Origin of the sequence: Nonomuraea sp. 10N515B (assembly GCF_052245915.1) — a bacterium.
In the GTDB taxonomy this organism is placed as follows: domain Bacteria; phylum Actinomycetota; class Actinomycetes; order Streptosporangiales; family Streptosporangiaceae; genus Nonomuraea.
In genome coordinates this window covers 1-15,267 of record NZ_JBQQBQ010000027.1, presented here as the reverse complement: position 1 = coordinate 15,267, position 15,267 = coordinate 1, and the positions used below count along the sequence as shown (strand labels likewise).

Genomic DNA, 15,267 nt, shown 5'->3' with positions numbered 1-15,267 from the left:
TGAACTCGGCCACTGCCTGCGCACCCCCGCCGAAGGGCCCTGCGAGTGCGACCTCTACCTGCGCTGCTCGAAGTTCTTCACCACCAGCGAGTACGCGCCCCGGCTCCGAGACCGGCTCCGAGTCGAACAGCGACTGATCCAAGACGCCATCGAACGCGGCTGGCCCCGCGAGGCCGAACGGCACACCGCCATCTCCGGCCGCATCTGCGAACTGCTCACCGAACGGATGAACCCATCCAGAACGACGACTCCGAGGGGCACTGACCAAGCACGGCTCGACGCCGCGGCACCGCAGCCCAGCTCCGACCACCAGACTCGACCACATCTTGGCTCTGGGTCGGTGCAACCTGGCCCTATGCGCACCGCGAGGCGAGCGCGGTTAGGAAGGCGCGCGAAGCTTCGTCGGCCGACCGCATGTTCTGCCCGGTGATCAGAGAGCCGTGGACCACGACGTGCGAGGTGAATTCGGCCGCCTCCTCGAACTCGGCGCCCAGTTTCATGAGTCGTTCCTGCAGCAAGAACGGCACGAGAGCGTCGCGTTCGAGTGCGGCCTCCTCCTGGTTCGTCAGTGCCGTCACCTTCCGACCCTCGACAAGTGGTCGGCCGCTCACCGGATCGACCCCGCACAATGCGGCAACACCGTGGCACACCGCGGCGACGGGCTTGCCCGCGTTCAGCGCCGCGGCGATGAGGCCGCCGATCACGGGATCATCGGGGAAGTCCCACATCCCGCCATGGCCACCTGCGAAAAAGAGGCCGTCGTAGTCAGTCGTTGCCGCGTTCCGCAGGGGCAGCGACGCACGCAGTAGCGCTCGCGCGTCGACATCTTCGTTCAACCTCCGCAAAGCCACCGTCTCGACGCCCTCGCCGAAGCTCAAAGGATCGACCGGCGGGTCGCCACCAAGTGGTGATGCGACGGCGACCTCGACACCAGCCTCCTTCAGTGCGTAGTACGGCGACGCGAACGTCTGCAACCCCACGCCCGTTGCCTGCCCTGTCGAGCCCAGTTGCCCGTAAGACGTCAAGATGACGAGAACTTGTGACACCTGATGATCTCCTTTCCGCGCTGCAAAGAACACGATTACCGTCGAGCGCTGCATGAGAGCGGCTCAGTCTTCGGCTTGTTGATAACGAATCTGCAACCTGTCCAGATAAAGGTTCAGGGTGCGGTGCTTGAGCGGGGAGAGCCGGGTGATGTCCTCCTCGCGGATCTCGTGGCCCTCGGCCTGGAGCTGGGTGACGGCGGCGTCGATGTAACGGGTCGTCCAGAGCACGATGGCGTTGAGGACCAGGCCGAGCGAGGCGAGCCGGTCCTGCATGCCGTCCCGGTACGCCTGGTGGATGGTGCCGCGCTTGCCGTGGCACACGTCCCGGGCCAACTTGTGGCGGGATTCCTGGACGGTGAGCTGCCGGTTCATCTGCCTCCGGTGGGTGCCGTCGACCGGGTCGACCATGCGCAGCAGGTGCCCGGTCTTGGCGATCCGCCCGTACTCCGCGAACGCCGCACCCAGCGGAGTCGGGCGCCCCTCGCGTCCGAACATGCACAGCAGGTCGTAGGCACGGACCTGGTGGTGACGAGGGAACCGGCGACCTTCAGCATGTCCGGCCAGTGCGTGATCACCTTGTTCAGGTTCACGCGGTTGCGCGCCAGGTCCTCCACCGCGCCGTACGTGCCCGTCTCGACGCCGGGCATCGTGGCCCGCCAGAACCGCTGGTCGTCCAGGTCGCGGAACCGCTGAAGCTGTAGCCGAGGATCTTGAACAGGCCGAACACCATGTCGGAGTACGAGGCGTTGTCCGTGGCCACCATCTCCGGCTTCACCCCGCCGTCCAGGTTCAGCAGCGCATCCAGGATATGCAGGGAGTCGCACGGGGTGCCCGGCACCACCATCTGCCGGATGCCCGCGACCTGGTCATTGACCGCGTTGAGCCAGGTGATGCCCCGCTTGAAGCCGAAGTACTTCGGCGACGGCGCCGCGTTCACGGTCCGCACGGGGACGACAAACCGCAGCCCATCGACTGAGGCAAGCGGCCCTCGCCCCAGAACTTCACGACGGGCACGGCGGCCTGGGCCTCGATCAGCCGCGCGTTCGCCGCGGCGATGGTGTCGGCGCGCAGGTAGTACTGGTCGACGTGCACGAGCCGGGCCCGTGTGAGCGCCTCGTAGCCGGGATTCACCGCCGGGGCCAGGCCGATGTTGCACGCCTCGGACACCAGCAGCGCGACCGTGGGCAGGTCCTTCATCCGGGTGGTGCCGGCGCCGAGGTGGACGAAGTCGTCGAGGAAGCTGGTCCAGGCGTTCACCTCGAACAGCAGGTCCGGCAGGTCGATCTTCGGGAGCATCCGCTCGACCCGGCGGCGCAGCCAGGTCAGGGACTTCGGCTCGCCGAGCGCGCCGAGCTTGTCGACGTTCAGCTTCACCCGCCCGTCGTCCTGGACCTCCCACGCGTGGTCGTACAGCGTCGGACGCCGCTCGGTGTACCGCTTGACCACCGACGGGTCCTTGATGCCAAGCTGCGCGGCCAGGCGCTCGACCACCGGCCACGGCACCGCGAGCGGGTTCTCCAGGAACAGGCCGACGTACCGCACCGTGCACATCTGGAGCGCGAAGCCGAGCTGGTGGTGCTTCGTGCGCCGCAGGGCGATCAGGTCCCGGTCCACGTCGTCCAGGAAGAAGAACCGCTCCAGCTCGGGCCTTGTCGGCTCCTCGGCGAACGTCCCGTACGCCTCGGCCTGCTCATCACTCAGAAATTCCACCGGCACGAGCCGGACCGTAGCCAGCACCGGAGCAGGCCCGGAGGCGTTTCACCGAACCCCGGCGGCGAAGTGGATCACTGTGCTAGCCGACCATGATCGTTCTCACCGATAACCAGTATCGAGGCCGGTGTACTTCCGAGATGACGTCAATCTCGGAAGTTGAGCTGTGGTGATGTGCAGCCGGGCGATCACCGTCGCTCGCCATAGCTGTGGGCCGGCGCCGTCACCTGCTCAGTGGAACGCTTGACCAGGCGCTTGACCGTCCTTGCGGTGCGGGTGGTGGCGGGGACTTTGAGCCTCGCCTCCACCTCGGCGGTGGGACTGCCGACCCGGGTTGCGATCTTTTTGATGACGCTCAACGCCACGCCATCGCCGATCTCGATGATGTCGACATCGCCTCGGTCATTCGTCCAGGGCAGCGGGGCGCCGAACTCCTGAACGCTGTCGAAGAAGGTGAAGGTCTCGCGATAGATGTGTTCGTTGTCGGTGCCGGCGAAGGGGTCGCACTCAAGGATCGTCGCGAGCTGGTCGACAGGACGCACGAACGCGGCGTCGTCGTAGCCGCTGACCGTCAGCAGTCGCGGTGCCGCCCGGTTCACCACTTCGCGGGGCGAGGTGTCGCTGGACTCGATCAGGACCGTCCCGTTCGTCTGGAACGACCGTGCCGACGACGCCCCCGCGGCGCGCAGCGCGTCTTCGAGCATCGCCCGGGTGGGGCTGTTCGGGTGGCCCAGGTTCATGTTCCGGTAGAAGACGACGAACGCGGTCGGCATGCGCTGTGTTCCAATCTTGTGAAGACCACCGATGTCGCGGCAGGCGCGCCTGCGGGTGACGTCATCGGCGGAGGGTGAAGAACGTGCGGAGGTCGCCGGCGAGGAGTTGGGGTTCCTCTTGCGCGGCATGGTGCCCGCCTTTGTCGTAGGTGTTCCAGTGCACGATGGCGCTGTGGTCGCGTTCGGCGAGCGAGCGGATGGAGGGGAAGAAGTCGTCGGCAAAGCAGGCCAGGCCCAGCGGGATCGATGACGGCTCGGCAGGCGGCCTGTTGCCGTGATAACCGATCAGGGCTGAGCTGCCGGCGGTGTCGGTCAGCCAGTAGATGGCGGCGTGGGTGAGGATGTAGTCGTCGCTCACCGCGTCGCCGAACAGCTGCAGGTTCCAGGCCAGCTGGCCGGCCGGGGAGTCGGCGAGCGCGTGCGCCAGGGTCTGCGGCTGGGTGGACTGGAGGCTGAGGTAGGCGCTCCGGTCGGCCATGAAGCGTTCCAGGGCGGCCAGCTTCGCCCGGTCGTCCGGTCCCAGCAGGGCGCGCTCCGCCGGATCGGCGGAGGGCAGGGAGAAGATCTGGGTGACGTGCACCCCGACGACGCGGTGCGGATCCAGGCGTCCGAGCTCGATGGAGATCAGAGAACCGACGTCGTTGCCGTGCGCGCCGTAGCGCTCGTAACCGAGCCGGCGCATCAACTCCGCCCACGCCGCGGCGACGCGGCGGCGGTTCCAGCCCGGCTCACGCGGTACGCCGGAGAATCCGAAGCCGGGCACTGAGGGGATGACGAGGTGGAAGGCGTCGCTCAGCCGGTCGATCAGCGGAAGGAACTCTACGACCGACATGGGCCAGCCGTGGGTGAGGATGAGCGGCAGGGCGTCCGGACGGGGCGAGCGGATGTGCAGGAAGTGCACGTCGAGCCCGTCGATTTCGGTCAGGAACTGCGGATGGGCGTTGATCCGCCGCTCCCAGGCGCGCCAGTCGTAGCCGTCGCGCCAGTACTCGACCAGGTGCTGGACGCGGTCGGCGGGCACACCGAGCCCATGGCCGGACAGCGGGCGGGTGAAGCGGGTCGCGGCCAGCCGGGCGACCAGGTCGTCCAGGCTCTCCTGCGGGATCTCCACCCGGTACGGCCGCATCATGACCGGGCCGCCTCATCCAGCACCCGGGCCAGCAGCTCCGGTTCGCTGATCATCGGCCAGTGCCCGGCGTCCAGTGTGATCACCTCCAGGCCCGGCATGCGCGGCGGGCCGCCCGGGTCGCCCGCGCAGGCGATGTAGGTACGGGGCAGCCCCTGCGCCGCGCGCAGGTCGGCAGGCGCCGGGTCCTGGTAGGTGCCGATGGGCTGGCCGGCGCCGCGTGCCCGCAGCCAGGCCCGGTTTTCGGAGGTGAGCCCGTGCTCGCCGAAGTTGGCGTCGATGACCTCGTCGCTCATCACCGGGATCCGCCCGTCCCGGACGGTTTCCATGATCGCTTCGACGATAGGCGCGGGAGTGCTGTCGAACAGGCTTTTGCCCGGCTCGGGCAGGAGCGCGGCCAGGTAGACCACCCGGGCGATCCGCCCGGGAATCGTGGTGGCGGCGATCGTGGCCGGGGCTCCGCCGTAGGAGTGCGCCACGAGCACCACCTCGCGCAGCCCGGCGTACTCGATCGCGGCCGTGATGTCCCGGGCATGCGTGGTGAGCGTCGTGTCCGCCGAGCCCAGATGCGCGCGGTCGCCGAACCCGGTGAGCGTCAGCGGATGCACCTGGTGGCCGTACGCGGTCAACAGCGGCGTGACGCGCTCCCAGGCCCAGGCACCGAGGAACGAACCGCCGACAAGAACGATGGTCGACACCGGGTCGACTCCTTTCGATCGATCTCTTACCGGCGCAAGGCTAGGGAGGATTGTGGACGCTTTCTGCCCTGATTAGGATGGCGGCCGTGTCCCGTCCCGCGACCCGCGTTTTGGCACTGCTGGAGATTCTGCAAGAGCGCGGCCTGGTGCCCGCCGACGAACTGGCCCGGCGCCTGGACGTCGACGCCCGCGCCGTCCGCCGCTACATCACCGCCCTGCGCGACATGGACATCCCCGTCGAGTCCGTCCGCGGACGCTACGGCGGCTACCGGCTGGCCCGCGGCGTACGCCTGCCGCCCCTGATGCTCGCCGATGACGAAGCGGTCGCCGTGGCGGTCGCGCTGGCCACCGGCAAGCAGCACGAACAGGTGGGAGAGCCCGGCCCGGCCGACCGGGCGCTGGTCAAACTCAACCGCGTCCTGCCCGCGCCGCTGCGCCGGCGCGTCACCGCGTTGATCGCCGCCACCTCGGCGACGGCAGGCCCGCTGACCCCCGAACCGCACCTGGCGCTGACGCTGGCCGCGGCCGTCCACGCGCGGCACACCGTCCGGATCGAGCACACCCGCGGCGCACGCGAGGTGGACCCGTACGGGCTCGTCGTGCACTCACGCCGCTGGTACCTGGTCGGGCACGACCATCTCCGCGCCGCCCTCCGCATGTACCGCCTGGACAGGATCAGCGGCGCCGCCGAAGTGCCCGGCACATTCACCCCGCCCGACGGTTTCGACCCCGTCACCCACGTCCTGCGCACGTTGACGCTCGGCGCCTGGACCCACCGCACCGAGGTATGGCTCGACACCGACCTGGCGACAGCCCGCGACCATCTGTCGGCCACCTTCGGCGACCTGCACGCCTGCCCCGGCGGCGGCGTGCTCCTGGTCAGCGGCGCAGAGAACCTGCCCGCCATGGCGCGCATCCTCACCGGCCTGCCCTGGCCCTTCACCGTCCGCAATCCGCCCGCGCTGGTCACGGCGCTCGCCGAGCACGTCACCGCGCTCACCCTGGCCGTCTCCCGCTCCCATCCCGCACCGTAGCCGTCGGCGCCTCCCATCCCCGCTGCGCGGCGGCGTCATCGTCGCCGGCGCTCTCGCCCCCGAAATAGCGATCTTCCTGCTGGGGCGCGTTGGTTCCAGTAGGCGCAATGTCCAGGCATCAGCCTGACGTCTGCATGTGGCGGCGAGTCAGCGCGTCGAGGAACTGACGCTGGATCAGGCGGCCGAGGCGCACCGGCGCATCGAGTCCGGCACAACCACGGGCAAGCTCGTGCTCAAGGTCCCCTGATCAGCAGAACCATCCAGGCGGCTTGCTGCTCAGGGCGGCCACCATGCCGCAATTGGCATGCCGCCATAAGGGACGAGCTCTATGATCAGGTTCGTCCTGATCATAGAGATTCGGAGAAGATGTCACTCACATGCGCCGTACCATGGCTCTTCTGGGTGGCGTCGCCCTCGCCGTCGGCGCGTTCGCCCTCTTCTACCGGGGCCCGGGACAACCGTTCATCCGCGGCTACGTGAGCGACGTCGGCGCCACCATGCTGGTCTACGCGTTCTTGGGGCTGCTGTGGCGCACCACCGCCGCACGCCGCACCCTGGCCACGGCCGCGGTCGCCGCCGCCGTCGAGTTCTACCAAATAGTCGGCATGACCCCGCCGGGCATCGGCGGTGTCCTGGTCGGCGCGTTCCCCGACCCATGGGACCTGGTCGCCTATGCCATCGGTGTGGTCGCGGCCCTGGCCTGGGAACGCCGATGGGTCCGACCCGGTGATCAGACCGGCTGGCTCTCGGACTCCACCCCACCGGCACGCTGACGTACGGATGCCCCACAGCGGCGAGGTCATCGGGTTCGTCCTGCGCGGCGGCCAGCCGTTGCAAAGCAGGACGAGGTCCGGCCCATATAAGCCCAAAACCCACATTCACCAGGTGTTGCCACTGGCGAGGAGCCTGATGGGCGGCGCGCGGCGGACACGGGTTGATGTACCGGATAAGGGACGGTTATCCGGTATATGGCCGTCGCCAAGGTATCGGCGACCTGCGGATTCCACCGGAACGGTCGCCGCGCGACTCGGGTGCGTCATCCGGTACATCAGCAGCCCAGCAAGATCGAATGTGAGCGAGCAATTCCAGGTGCGTGGCGAATCGCCTGCTGGCGTCGGCGGCGACGTCGACCGGGTCGCGCGGGGGAGAGGGCGGATCACCCGCTGATGCGGGACCGCGGTCTTGATCGTGCGGGCGAAGTCCAGTGCCTTGGTGAACTCCGGCCGGACCTTGATGCGGGTGCTGATCGTCTCGGCGAAGACTGGATCGCACCCGGCCTCTTCCAGGGCGTCGAGCGTACTCATTTCTGAGAGATGGCAAGCGCCGGTGTCACGAGTCACCATGTGCTCGGAGCCGTCGTCCAGGAGTCCGGCGGCCCCTCCTTTGAGGCCGGGCTCACCACCGCCTTCGTCACTGCAGGCGCTATCACCCTGGCGAGTGCCTTCTTCACTGGACTGTGGCTGCCGAGGTCCAGGCCCGCGGAAGCCGCCGGGCGCGGTTCGTGGCCCGCCGCGGAGCGCATGCGGGCCACGGACGTCGCCGCGTCAGTGAGCCTCCGCTGACAGATCCTCCCATTTGGCCCAGCTCTTGAGCCGGTCGGCGTAGGCCAGCTGGGTCATCCGTAGGCCCTCGGTGCCGAAGAACACCCGCAGTGGTGGATCGTTGGAGTCGGCGAGCTTGAGCAGCGCTCGGCCCGCGGCGGCCGGGTCTCCGACGTCGAGGGTTTTGGCGAACGCGACGAAGCTCTCGCGGACACCGTCGTAGAGCGGGTCGGCCGCTGAGTTGACGGCGCCGGCGGCCCCGTCGGTGGCGTAGAAGCTGGGCTCGACCACCGTCACCTTGATGCCGAAGCCCGCGACCTCCTGGGCCAGGGAGTCGCTCAGGCCCTCCAGCGCGAATTTGGAGGCGTGGTACCCGCCGCCGAGCGGCAACGAGACCTGGCCGCCTGTGGAGGAGATCTGGATGATGTGCCCGCCACCCTGCTCGCGCATGATCGGCAGCGCCGCTTGGACGACCCACAGCGGGCCGAACAGGTTGGTCTCCAGCTGGTCGCGCAGATCCTTGTCACTCAGCTCCTCCACCGCTCCGAACAGGCCGTAACCCGCGTTGTTCACGATGACGTCGAGGCGGCCGAAGTGCTGCCTGGTCTGCCGTACGGCATCGAAGACGGCGGCTTTGTCGGTTACGTCGAGCTTGTGGGCAAGCACAGCGGCGCCGTATGCGGTCAGCGCGTCGAGGCTCGCGACGTCGCGTGCGGTCGCGGCGACCTTGTCGCCGCGCGCCAGGGCGGCCTCGGCGAAGCTGCGGCCAAGGCCGCGGGACGAGCCGGTGATGAACCAGACCTTGCTCATCAGTGGGAACCCTTCACGTTGTGGTTGGCGGCGAACAGGTTGGCGGGGTCGTACTCGCTCTTGACCGCCGCGAGCCGCTGGTAGGTGGCGGGCGGGTAGACCGCGGCGACGTCCTCGTCGGTGGCGGTGGCCAGGAAGTTGGCGTAGGCGCCGATGACGTGCGGGGCGAGCTTGCCCCAGACCGCGTCGAACGCGGGCTGGCCGGCGGCGATGACAGGCTCAGGGCCGATGGTCGTGGTGATGACCATCAGCTCCGCCTGGCGGTGGGCGTAGGCGGTGGCGTCGTCGGGGACGCGGGAGACGGCGCCGCCGACGCTGCGGATGGCGATGACCGGCGAGTCCTGCGCCGTCGCGATCTCGGTCAGGGTCCGCAGGGCGCCGGGTACCGACGCGTGGCCGACGAAGGCGCTGCGGGTGATGAGCTGGATGCCGGGCGGCGGGGTCGCGCCGTCTACAAGCACGTCGCCGTAGGGCATGAGCGTGACATCGTCAGAGAGCACCGTGCCCAGCGCGCGGATCGGGTCGATGGCCTGGGCCGCGAGCTCGGGGTCGTCGCCGTCGAAGGCGACCTGGATCTCCACCGGTGCCTGCGGCCCGCCCGCGAACGGGTTGGCCAGGGTGACGATGGAGGTGAGCTCCTCCGGCGCGGTACGCAGGTAGTCCGCCCAGCCCTGCAGCACCGCGGCCGTCTCGGAGGCCGGGAAGGTGATCTTGCCGAAGATGACGTCGGTGGTCGGGTGGGCGGCGAACTCGAAGGCGGTCACGACACCGAAGTTGCCGCCACCGCCGCGCAGCGCCCAGAACAGCTCCGGGTACTCGGTCGCGCTGGCGCGCACGAGCTGCCCGCGGGCCGTGACCACATCCGCCGCGACCAGGTTGTCCAGCGCCAGGCCGTACTTCCTGACCTTCCAGCCGATGCCGCCGCTCAACGTCAGCCCGCCGACACCGACGCTCCTGGTGTCACCGGAGGAGATCGCCAGCCCGTGCGGAGCCAGCGCGGCCACGACCTGACCCCAAGTGGCGCCGCCTCCGATCCGCACCAGGTGCCGGTCCTTGTCGATGACCTCCACGCTCGACAGCCCGCTGAGATCGATCACCACACCGCCGTCATTGGTGCCGAAGCCGGCGAAGGCGTGGCCGCCGCCACGCACCGACAGCACAAGTCGCGCGTCGGCGGCGAATCGGACAGCGGCTTGCACGTCGGCGGCGCTCTTGGGACGCAGCACGTAGGCCGGGTTGCCGGAGGCCAGTATCGAGCGACTGGCCGCGGCGTAGTCGGCCGCGCCCGGTTCGATGATGTCGCCGCGGAAGTCACGTCGAAGGGTTTCAGGTGCTGAGTTCATGACATGTTCCTTTGCATTAGCTGAGCTGGTCGGACATGAGATCCCGGTGGCCCACTCCTTGTGACACGTGCAGTCACGTGAGGTGCGCCACATGCCGGCTGCCTCAGAGGGGGCTTGTAGTTGGGCAGGCGGGGTGAGGGCGGTATGGCCCTGGCCAGCTCGTCGGCCAGGACGTAGGCACATACCAGTGACAGGCTCGACCCCTGGCCCGACATGAACGACGTCGCGTAAGCGGCATCGCCGACGAGGGCGACGTGGCCGGTAGACCAGACGGGCATGCGGATCTGGCTGACGACGTCATACACGTCCGCGTGATGGTCAAGCTCCGGTGGCTCACCCGAGATATTGCGATCAGTGGTGGCGGCGGAGACGTTCGCCGTGCAGAGCTCGAACTCCTTCGAAGGATCAGGCGGACAGGCGGCGGGCGATGGCCGGCACCACGATCGCGGCGGCGACCACGTGCGCCAGCATCAACAGCACCCTCGTGGCTGCGGACGCGTCCACGAGCACATCCGGTACCAGCGACAACACGGTGAGCACAACCGTGGTACGGACGAATACCGTGCGCGGACGGCGAACCGTGCGAGCCAGCACCAACCCCACCACGGAGAAGACAACGGTCAGCACGGCGAACCCGAACACCGGGATCGACATGCCGCCGACAACCAGGCTGATCCCGGCGAACTCACCCACCGCGGCAACGGCCGCGGTCGCCGCGCCGGCTCCATTTGATGCCTTTCGGAGGAGAGCTATTCGGAGGAGAACACGCGGTTTGCAGATGCCTGGAGCGTTCAGCGTCCTCTGCGCATGTAGGCGCGCAGCGACAACGGGACGAAGATCACTAGCAGCGCGGCCGACCAGAGCAGGACGGCGGTCACCGGATGTGCGAGTGGCCAGGCCACGTTTCCGGACGTGGCGCCCGGGTTGCCGAACAGCTCCCGTGAGGCGGCGGTGAGCGCGCTCACCGGGTTCCAGTCGGCCAGGAACCGCAGCCATCCCGGCATGCCGCCGGTCGGGACGAACGCGTTCGACAGCATCGTGAACGGCAGGCCCAGCGGCACCATCGCGTCGGCGACCTGGTCGTTCTTCACCGCCAGGCCCACATAGACGCCCACCCAGCTCAGCGCGTACCGCAGCACGATCATCAGCAGGAACGCCTGGGCGGTGGGGATCAGGCCGCGGTGCGGCTGCCAGCCCACCAGCAGGCCCGCGCCCACCATGATGGCCAGCATGAGCAGGCCGGTCAGCAGGTCGGCGCCGGTCTGCCCGAACGGCACCGCCAAGCGCGCCATCGGCATGGAGCGGAACCGGTCCATCACACCGCGGGAGGCGTCGGTGGCCACCCGCGTCATGACCCCCAACCACGCGGAGAAGGTCACCATCGCGAACAGGCCGGGCATGAGGTACTCGCGGTAGTCGCCGCCGCCCGGCACCTGGATCGCGCTGCCGAAGACGTAGCCGAACAGCACGACCATGATGACCGGGAAGATCAGCGCGGCGATGATCTGCCCGGGTTCTTGCCGTAGCCGGCCCAGCTCGCGGCCGACCAGGGTCAGTCCGTCGGCGAAGGTCCAGCGCAGGCGGCCGAGTGGTGAGGTGAGGGCGGTCATCGGACGGGCTCCTTGCGGTCGGTGAGGCGCAGGAACACCTCGTCGAGGCTGGGGCGGCGCAGGCTCACGTCGGCGGCGGCGACTCCGGCGTGGTCGAGCTCGCGCACGATGTCGGCGAGGCGGAGGCCGGTGGCGGGCAGGGCGACGCTGAGCCGGTCGGCGGCGGTCGTCGTGGGTTCGGTGCCGGCCAGGGTGTTCAGGACGGTCGCCGCCGCAGGCAGTGCGGCGGGGTCTTCGAGGGTGATGTCGAGGTGGTCGCCGATCGTGGCCTTCAGCTCGTCGGGCGTGCCCGTGGCGATCACCTGCCCGTGGTCGACGACGGCGATGTCGTCGGCCAGCTGGTCGGCTTCGTCCAGGTACTGGGTGGTGAGCAGCACCGTGGTGCCGTCGGCCACCAGCTCGCGGATGCTGTCCCAGATCTCGCCGCGGCTGCGCGGGTCCAGGCCGGTGGTGGGCTCGTCCAAGAAGAGCACGTCGGGGCGCAGGATGAGGCAGGTGATCAGGTCGAGCCGGCGGCGCATGCCGCCGGAGTAGCCGGTGACCGGGCGGTCGGCGGCCTCCACCAGGCCGAAGCGTTCCAGCAACTCGTCGGCCCGCTGGTGCGCCTGGCGGCGGGACAGGTGGTAGAGGCGCCCGAACATGCGCAGGTTGCCGCGACCGGTGAGCTTCTCGTCCACGGCGGCGTACTGGCCCGCGAGCCCGATCCGCTCGCGCACCTTGCCGGCCTCGCGGACGACGTCGTGTCCGGCGATGCGGGCCTGCCCGGCATCAGGGTCGGACAAGGTCGCCAGGATGCGCACCGCGGTCGTCTTCCCCGCGCCGTTGGGCCCCAGCACCCCGCAGACCGTTCCTTTCGGGACGCTCAGGTCCAGGCCACGTAGTGCATGGGTGCCGCCGAAGGACTTGTGCAGCCCTTCGGCGACCACGATCGGATCCGCCATGTTCCCTCCATTGGGTACGTTGTACGCGCTCGTGGCGGCCAGACTAAGCGGATGGGTACTATGTACGCAACCGGGAGGGGTGAAACGGTGACCGACGCCGAGTACGTGAACATCTGGATGCGCCCCGAGCGCCCGGCCTATGGGCGGAAACCGGCCTACAGCCGTGCGCAGATCACCGAGGCGGCGATCCGGATCGCCGACGCCGAGGGGCTGGAGGCCGCCACCATGCGGCGGATCGCCGCCGAGATCGGCGCCGGCGCGATGTCCCTCTACCGGTACGTCCCGAGCCGCGACGACCTGGTCGAGCTCATCGCCGACCGCCTGATGGGTGAGATCGACGTCGAGGGCATGCCCTCGGGCGACTGGCGCGCGGATCTGACGCGCTACGCCGACGGGCTGCGGGCGATGTGGCTGAGGCACCCGTGGATCGCCACCGTGCAGCGCTCACTCCCCAGCTTCGGCCCCAACCAGCTGCTCGTGATCGAACGGGTGATGGGTGCCCTCGACACCCACGTCTCCATCGACGAGAACCTCGGCCTCATGGCCATGCTGAACGGCTATATCGAGGGCGCCGTCCGCGAGGAAATCGGCTGGACCCAGGAGGTCCGCCGCAGCGGGCTCAGCGAGTCGGAGTGGATGGTGCGGAGCGGCCCGCGCGTCGAGCAGCTGCTGGAGAGCGGCGACTACCCGATCTTCAGCAAGATCGTGGTGCAGGCGCGCCGGCTGCATCTGAGCCGCGAGGACCAGTTCCGGTCCGGCCTCCAGCGCGTCCTCGACTGCATCGCCGCGGCCCTCCCATCAACGGCCGAGTCTCCGATGTCGGCGCACCGAGAGGGGCGGGAAGAACAGGATGGGCCAGTGCAGGCTCGTAGGCGACCCTCCGAGAGGTCAGCAAGAGCGAAATAGACGCACCAGCCATGCCTACATGCCCACCAAAAAGGCGCAGCGGCGGCCCGTACGTGGTCACGGATGGAGTCCAGGGCTTGCCGATGCCGGGGGTAGCGGGGAACTTGTGAGGTGTCTGGCATGCACGCCGAGCGCGCGGCGGACGGTCCATGACGCCATCACCAACTACACGCAGTACCTGGGCGCAGAGCGGATCGCCGCGATCGTCTACCAGGGGGCCGACCCCGCCGGCGATCCGCCCTGGCGCGAGTTAGTCGTTGGCCGGACGGCTAGGGCCGACGAACCCGAGATCCACCATCACTGCACTCCCGCGCTCTCGAAGGCGAAGACCTGCAGCATCAACATCACAGTCGATCAGCTCTCCGTTGCGACTGACACGCCGACGCGCTGGAGGACGGTGCGGCCGCTCGCTCCTAACGCAAGGGCCACTCGCCGATCGTGTGGATGGCGGATCCAAGGCGGGTGGGGGATGTCGCTTCTCAAGGTGCGAATGAGACTCTTCACCCCGGGTGGTAGAGGAACCTCACCAACTGCTGGCTGTACATCAAGAGCTGCGTGGCGATGCTTTACCGTCAGCCTTGGGCAGGAAAACATTCCGCCTCCGCTGCCGTGATGCCGAGCGTCCGGACGGTACCAGCAGACGGCCTTGCATCGAGGTCAGCGACGGAGAGATGGGGTGAACTCCCGTGACGGAGCCTCGTCCGCACAACGATCGGCATCGTTGGCACAAACGGACACGTACCGTCCTTGCGGTCGTGCGGTTCGTCGGCTGGCTAGCCCCGTTTTCCGCACGTGCCGCTTCGTCCGTGGTACCGCGTCCTCACCCCGTCCTTCTCGCCGCCCAAGCTTCCTTTTCAAAAGGACCTTAAGCCTCCCTCTCTTCCAGAAGGGCCTAAGCCGAAGTGCGGTGGGGGATGCGGAGACGCGGGATAGCCGTGATGACGTGCGAAAAACGACGCTAGACCACGTCGAACTCGTTCCCCTCGGGATCCACCATCGCCACCGCATAGTGATCAACCCCGGGCTGCGACAGCACCCGCACCACGGACGCCCCCGCCTGGACAAGCCGCTCCACCTCGGCATCCACCCGCGCTTTCCGGGTCTCCAGCGGTACGTCCTCCCGCTTGCCGCCCACCTTCACATCCAGGTGGAACCGGTTCTTGACCACCTTGTCCTCAGGCACCTGCTGAAACCAGATCCTCGGCCCGTACCCCTCAGGATCGACGATGCTGTCGCTGCCGTCCCCCTCGCCCAGCTCGTCCTCCGGCACTTTGAGACTGCGCCAGTAATCCCGCCACGTGTCGAATCCACTCGGCGGCGGCTCCACCGTGTACCGCAGCGCGCCCGCCCAGAACCGGGCCATCCGCTCGGGTGCCGCACAGTCAATGACCAGTTGATAAGAAACCACGGCAGCCATCCTGCCGGACCCATCTGACAATTGTTGGCTCACGGTCCGGACGGGTCACGGCCCGGGGGTATCACTCTAAGTGTGGAAACGATCACTCTGGGTAGATGATCGAAAGTAAAGATCAACCACACAACATTCGGGGGAATGTGATCATGTCTACCACACAGGGAACCGCCGCTCTGGCCACCACACGTGGATCGGCTCAGGAGGGCAACCGTCGGCTCGGAGTGGCCGCCGCCTCTCATCATGGCGGGGAAAACCCCCCGTCCGAAGCGGCGGAGGTTCCGCTGCGGGAGTTGCTCGGCGATGAGGTACTGGACC

15 protein-coding genes and 2 pseudogenes are annotated in these 15,267 nt (G+C 68.4%); 4 read left to right on the top strand and 13 right to left on the bottom strand.

Translation table 11 applies throughout. The features are described from left to right. Window positions 1-353: 353 nt before the first annotated feature. The 6 genes and pseudogenes from ACTWQA_RS33010 to ACTWQA_RS32985 form a co-directional block, all read right to left on the bottom strand. Window positions 354-1,046 carry a type 1 glutamine amidotransferase domain-containing protein gene (locus ACTWQA_RS33010; RefSeq protein WP_443162904.1) on the bottom strand — a complete coding sequence of 231 codons (693 nt, stop codon included), beginning with the start codon at window positions 1,044-1,046 and terminating at the stop codon, window positions 354-356. Window positions 1,047-1,154: 108 nt separating this feature from the next. Continuing rightward, window positions 1,155-2,429, bottom strand: a pseudogene (locus ACTWQA_RS33005) (transposase); the annotation flags it as partial. 12 nt (window positions 2,430-2,441) lie between these two features. Next, window positions 2,442-2,756, bottom strand: a pseudogene (locus tag ACTWQA_RS33000) (DUF4158 domain-containing protein); the annotation flags it as partial. A gap of 188 nt (window positions 2,757-2,944) precedes the next feature. After that, window positions 2,945-3,529: a DUF1697 domain-containing protein gene (locus ACTWQA_RS32995; protein ID WP_305923818.1), complete on the bottom strand. Its 585-nt coding sequence runs from the start codon at window positions 3,527-3,529 to the stop codon at window positions 2,945-2,947. Between the two features lie 61 nt (window positions 3,530-3,590). After that, entirely contained in the window at window positions 3,591-4,658 is a 1,068-nt protein-coding gene (locus tag ACTWQA_RS32990) for an epoxide hydrolase family protein (RefSeq protein ID WP_443162903.1), read from the bottom strand. Next, window positions 4,655-5,353, bottom strand: a complete 699-nt coding sequence (locus ACTWQA_RS32985) for an alpha/beta fold hydrolase (RefSeq protein WP_443162902.1) — start codon at window positions 5,351-5,353, stop codon at window positions 4,655-4,657. Before ACTWQA_RS32985 ends, ACTWQA_RS32990 begins: the two co-directional genes overlap by 4 nt. A gap of 86 nt (window positions 5,354-5,439) precedes the next feature. Here ACTWQA_RS32985 and ACTWQA_RS32980 point away from each other — a divergent pair, with 86 nt between their 5' ends. The 3 genes from ACTWQA_RS32980 to ACTWQA_RS32970 all read left to right on the top strand — a co-directional run bounded on the left by ACTWQA_RS32980 (window position 5,440) and on the right by ACTWQA_RS32970 (window position 7,160). Then, window positions 5,440-6,387 carry a helix-turn-helix transcriptional regulator gene (locus tag ACTWQA_RS32980; RefSeq protein WP_443162901.1) on the top strand — a complete coding sequence of 316 codons (948 nt, stop codon included), beginning with the start codon at window positions 5,440-5,442 and terminating at the stop codon, window positions 6,385-6,387. Between the two features lie 136 nt (window positions 6,388-6,523). Next, window positions 6,524-6,634 carry a zinc-binding dehydrogenase gene (locus ACTWQA_RS32975; RefSeq protein ID WP_443162900.1) on the top strand — a complete coding sequence of 37 codons (111 nt, stop codon included), beginning with the start codon at window positions 6,524-6,526 and terminating at the stop codon, window positions 6,632-6,634. A 142-nt stretch (window positions 6,635-6,776) separates the two neighbouring features. Further along, window positions 6,777-7,160, top strand: a complete 384-nt coding sequence (locus ACTWQA_RS32970) for a DUF2809 domain-containing protein (protein ID WP_443162899.1) — start codon at window positions 6,777-6,779, stop codon at window positions 7,158-7,160. A 105-nt stretch (window positions 7,161-7,265) separates the two neighbouring features. Here the strand turns inward: ACTWQA_RS32970 and ACTWQA_RS32965 are convergent, their stop codons facing one another. The 6 genes from ACTWQA_RS32965 to ACTWQA_RS32940 all read right to left on the bottom strand — a co-directional run bounded on the left by ACTWQA_RS32965 (window position 7,266) and on the right by ACTWQA_RS32940 (window position 12,632). Then, entirely contained in the window at window positions 7,266-7,691 is a 426-nt protein-coding gene (locus ACTWQA_RS32965; protein ID WP_443162898.1) for a hypothetical protein, read from the bottom strand. Window positions 7,692-7,931: 240 nt separating this feature from the next. Next, the gene (locus tag ACTWQA_RS32960; RefSeq protein ID WP_443162897.1) at window positions 7,932-8,738 is read right to left on the bottom strand and encodes an SDR family NAD(P)-dependent oxidoreductase; all 807 of its coding nucleotides are present in this window, start codon (window positions 8,736-8,738) and stop codon (window positions 7,932-7,934) included. Further along, the gene (locus ACTWQA_RS32955; RefSeq protein WP_443162896.1) at window positions 8,738-10,081 is read right to left on the bottom strand and encodes an FAD-binding oxidoreductase; all 1,344 of its coding nucleotides are present in this window, start codon (window positions 10,079-10,081) and stop codon (window positions 8,738-8,740) included. The genes ACTWQA_RS32960 and ACTWQA_RS32955 overlap by 1 nt, the downstream gene beginning before the upstream one ends. Before the next feature lie 405 nt (window positions 10,082-10,486). Further along, a complete protein-coding gene (locus ACTWQA_RS32950; RefSeq protein ID WP_443163000.1) occupies window positions 10,487-10,834 on the bottom strand; it encodes a DUF6069 family protein in 348 nt (115 codons plus the stop codon). A 38-nt stretch (window positions 10,835-10,872) separates the two neighbouring features. After that, window positions 10,873-11,691, bottom strand: coding sequence for an ABC transporter permease (locus ACTWQA_RS32945; RefSeq protein ID WP_443162895.1), 819 nt, complete (start codon window positions 11,689-11,691; stop codon window positions 10,873-10,875). Then, window positions 11,688-12,632 (bottom strand): ATP-binding cassette domain-containing protein, encoded by a 945-nt coding sequence (locus ACTWQA_RS32940; RefSeq protein WP_443162894.1) that lies wholly within the window; start codon window positions 12,630-12,632, stop codon window positions 11,688-11,690. The genes ACTWQA_RS32945 and ACTWQA_RS32940 overlap by 4 nt, the downstream gene beginning before the upstream one ends. 87 nt (window positions 12,633-12,719) lie before the next feature. Between ACTWQA_RS32940 and ACTWQA_RS32935 the strand changes: the two genes are divergently transcribed. After that, window positions 12,720-13,538 (top strand): TetR/AcrR family transcriptional regulator, encoded by an 819-nt coding sequence (locus ACTWQA_RS32935; protein ID WP_443162893.1) that lies wholly within the window; start codon window positions 12,720-12,722, stop codon window positions 13,536-13,538. 958 nt (window positions 13,539-14,496) lie between these two features. On the opposite strand, the gene ACTWQA_RS32930 is transcribed toward ACTWQA_RS32935, so the two are convergent. Beyond that, the gene (locus tag ACTWQA_RS32930; RefSeq protein WP_443162892.1) at window positions 14,497-14,946 is read right to left on the bottom strand and encodes a VOC family protein; all 450 of its coding nucleotides are present in this window, start codon (window positions 14,944-14,946) and stop codon (window positions 14,497-14,499) included. Window positions 14,947-15,267: the final 321 nt, after the last annotated feature.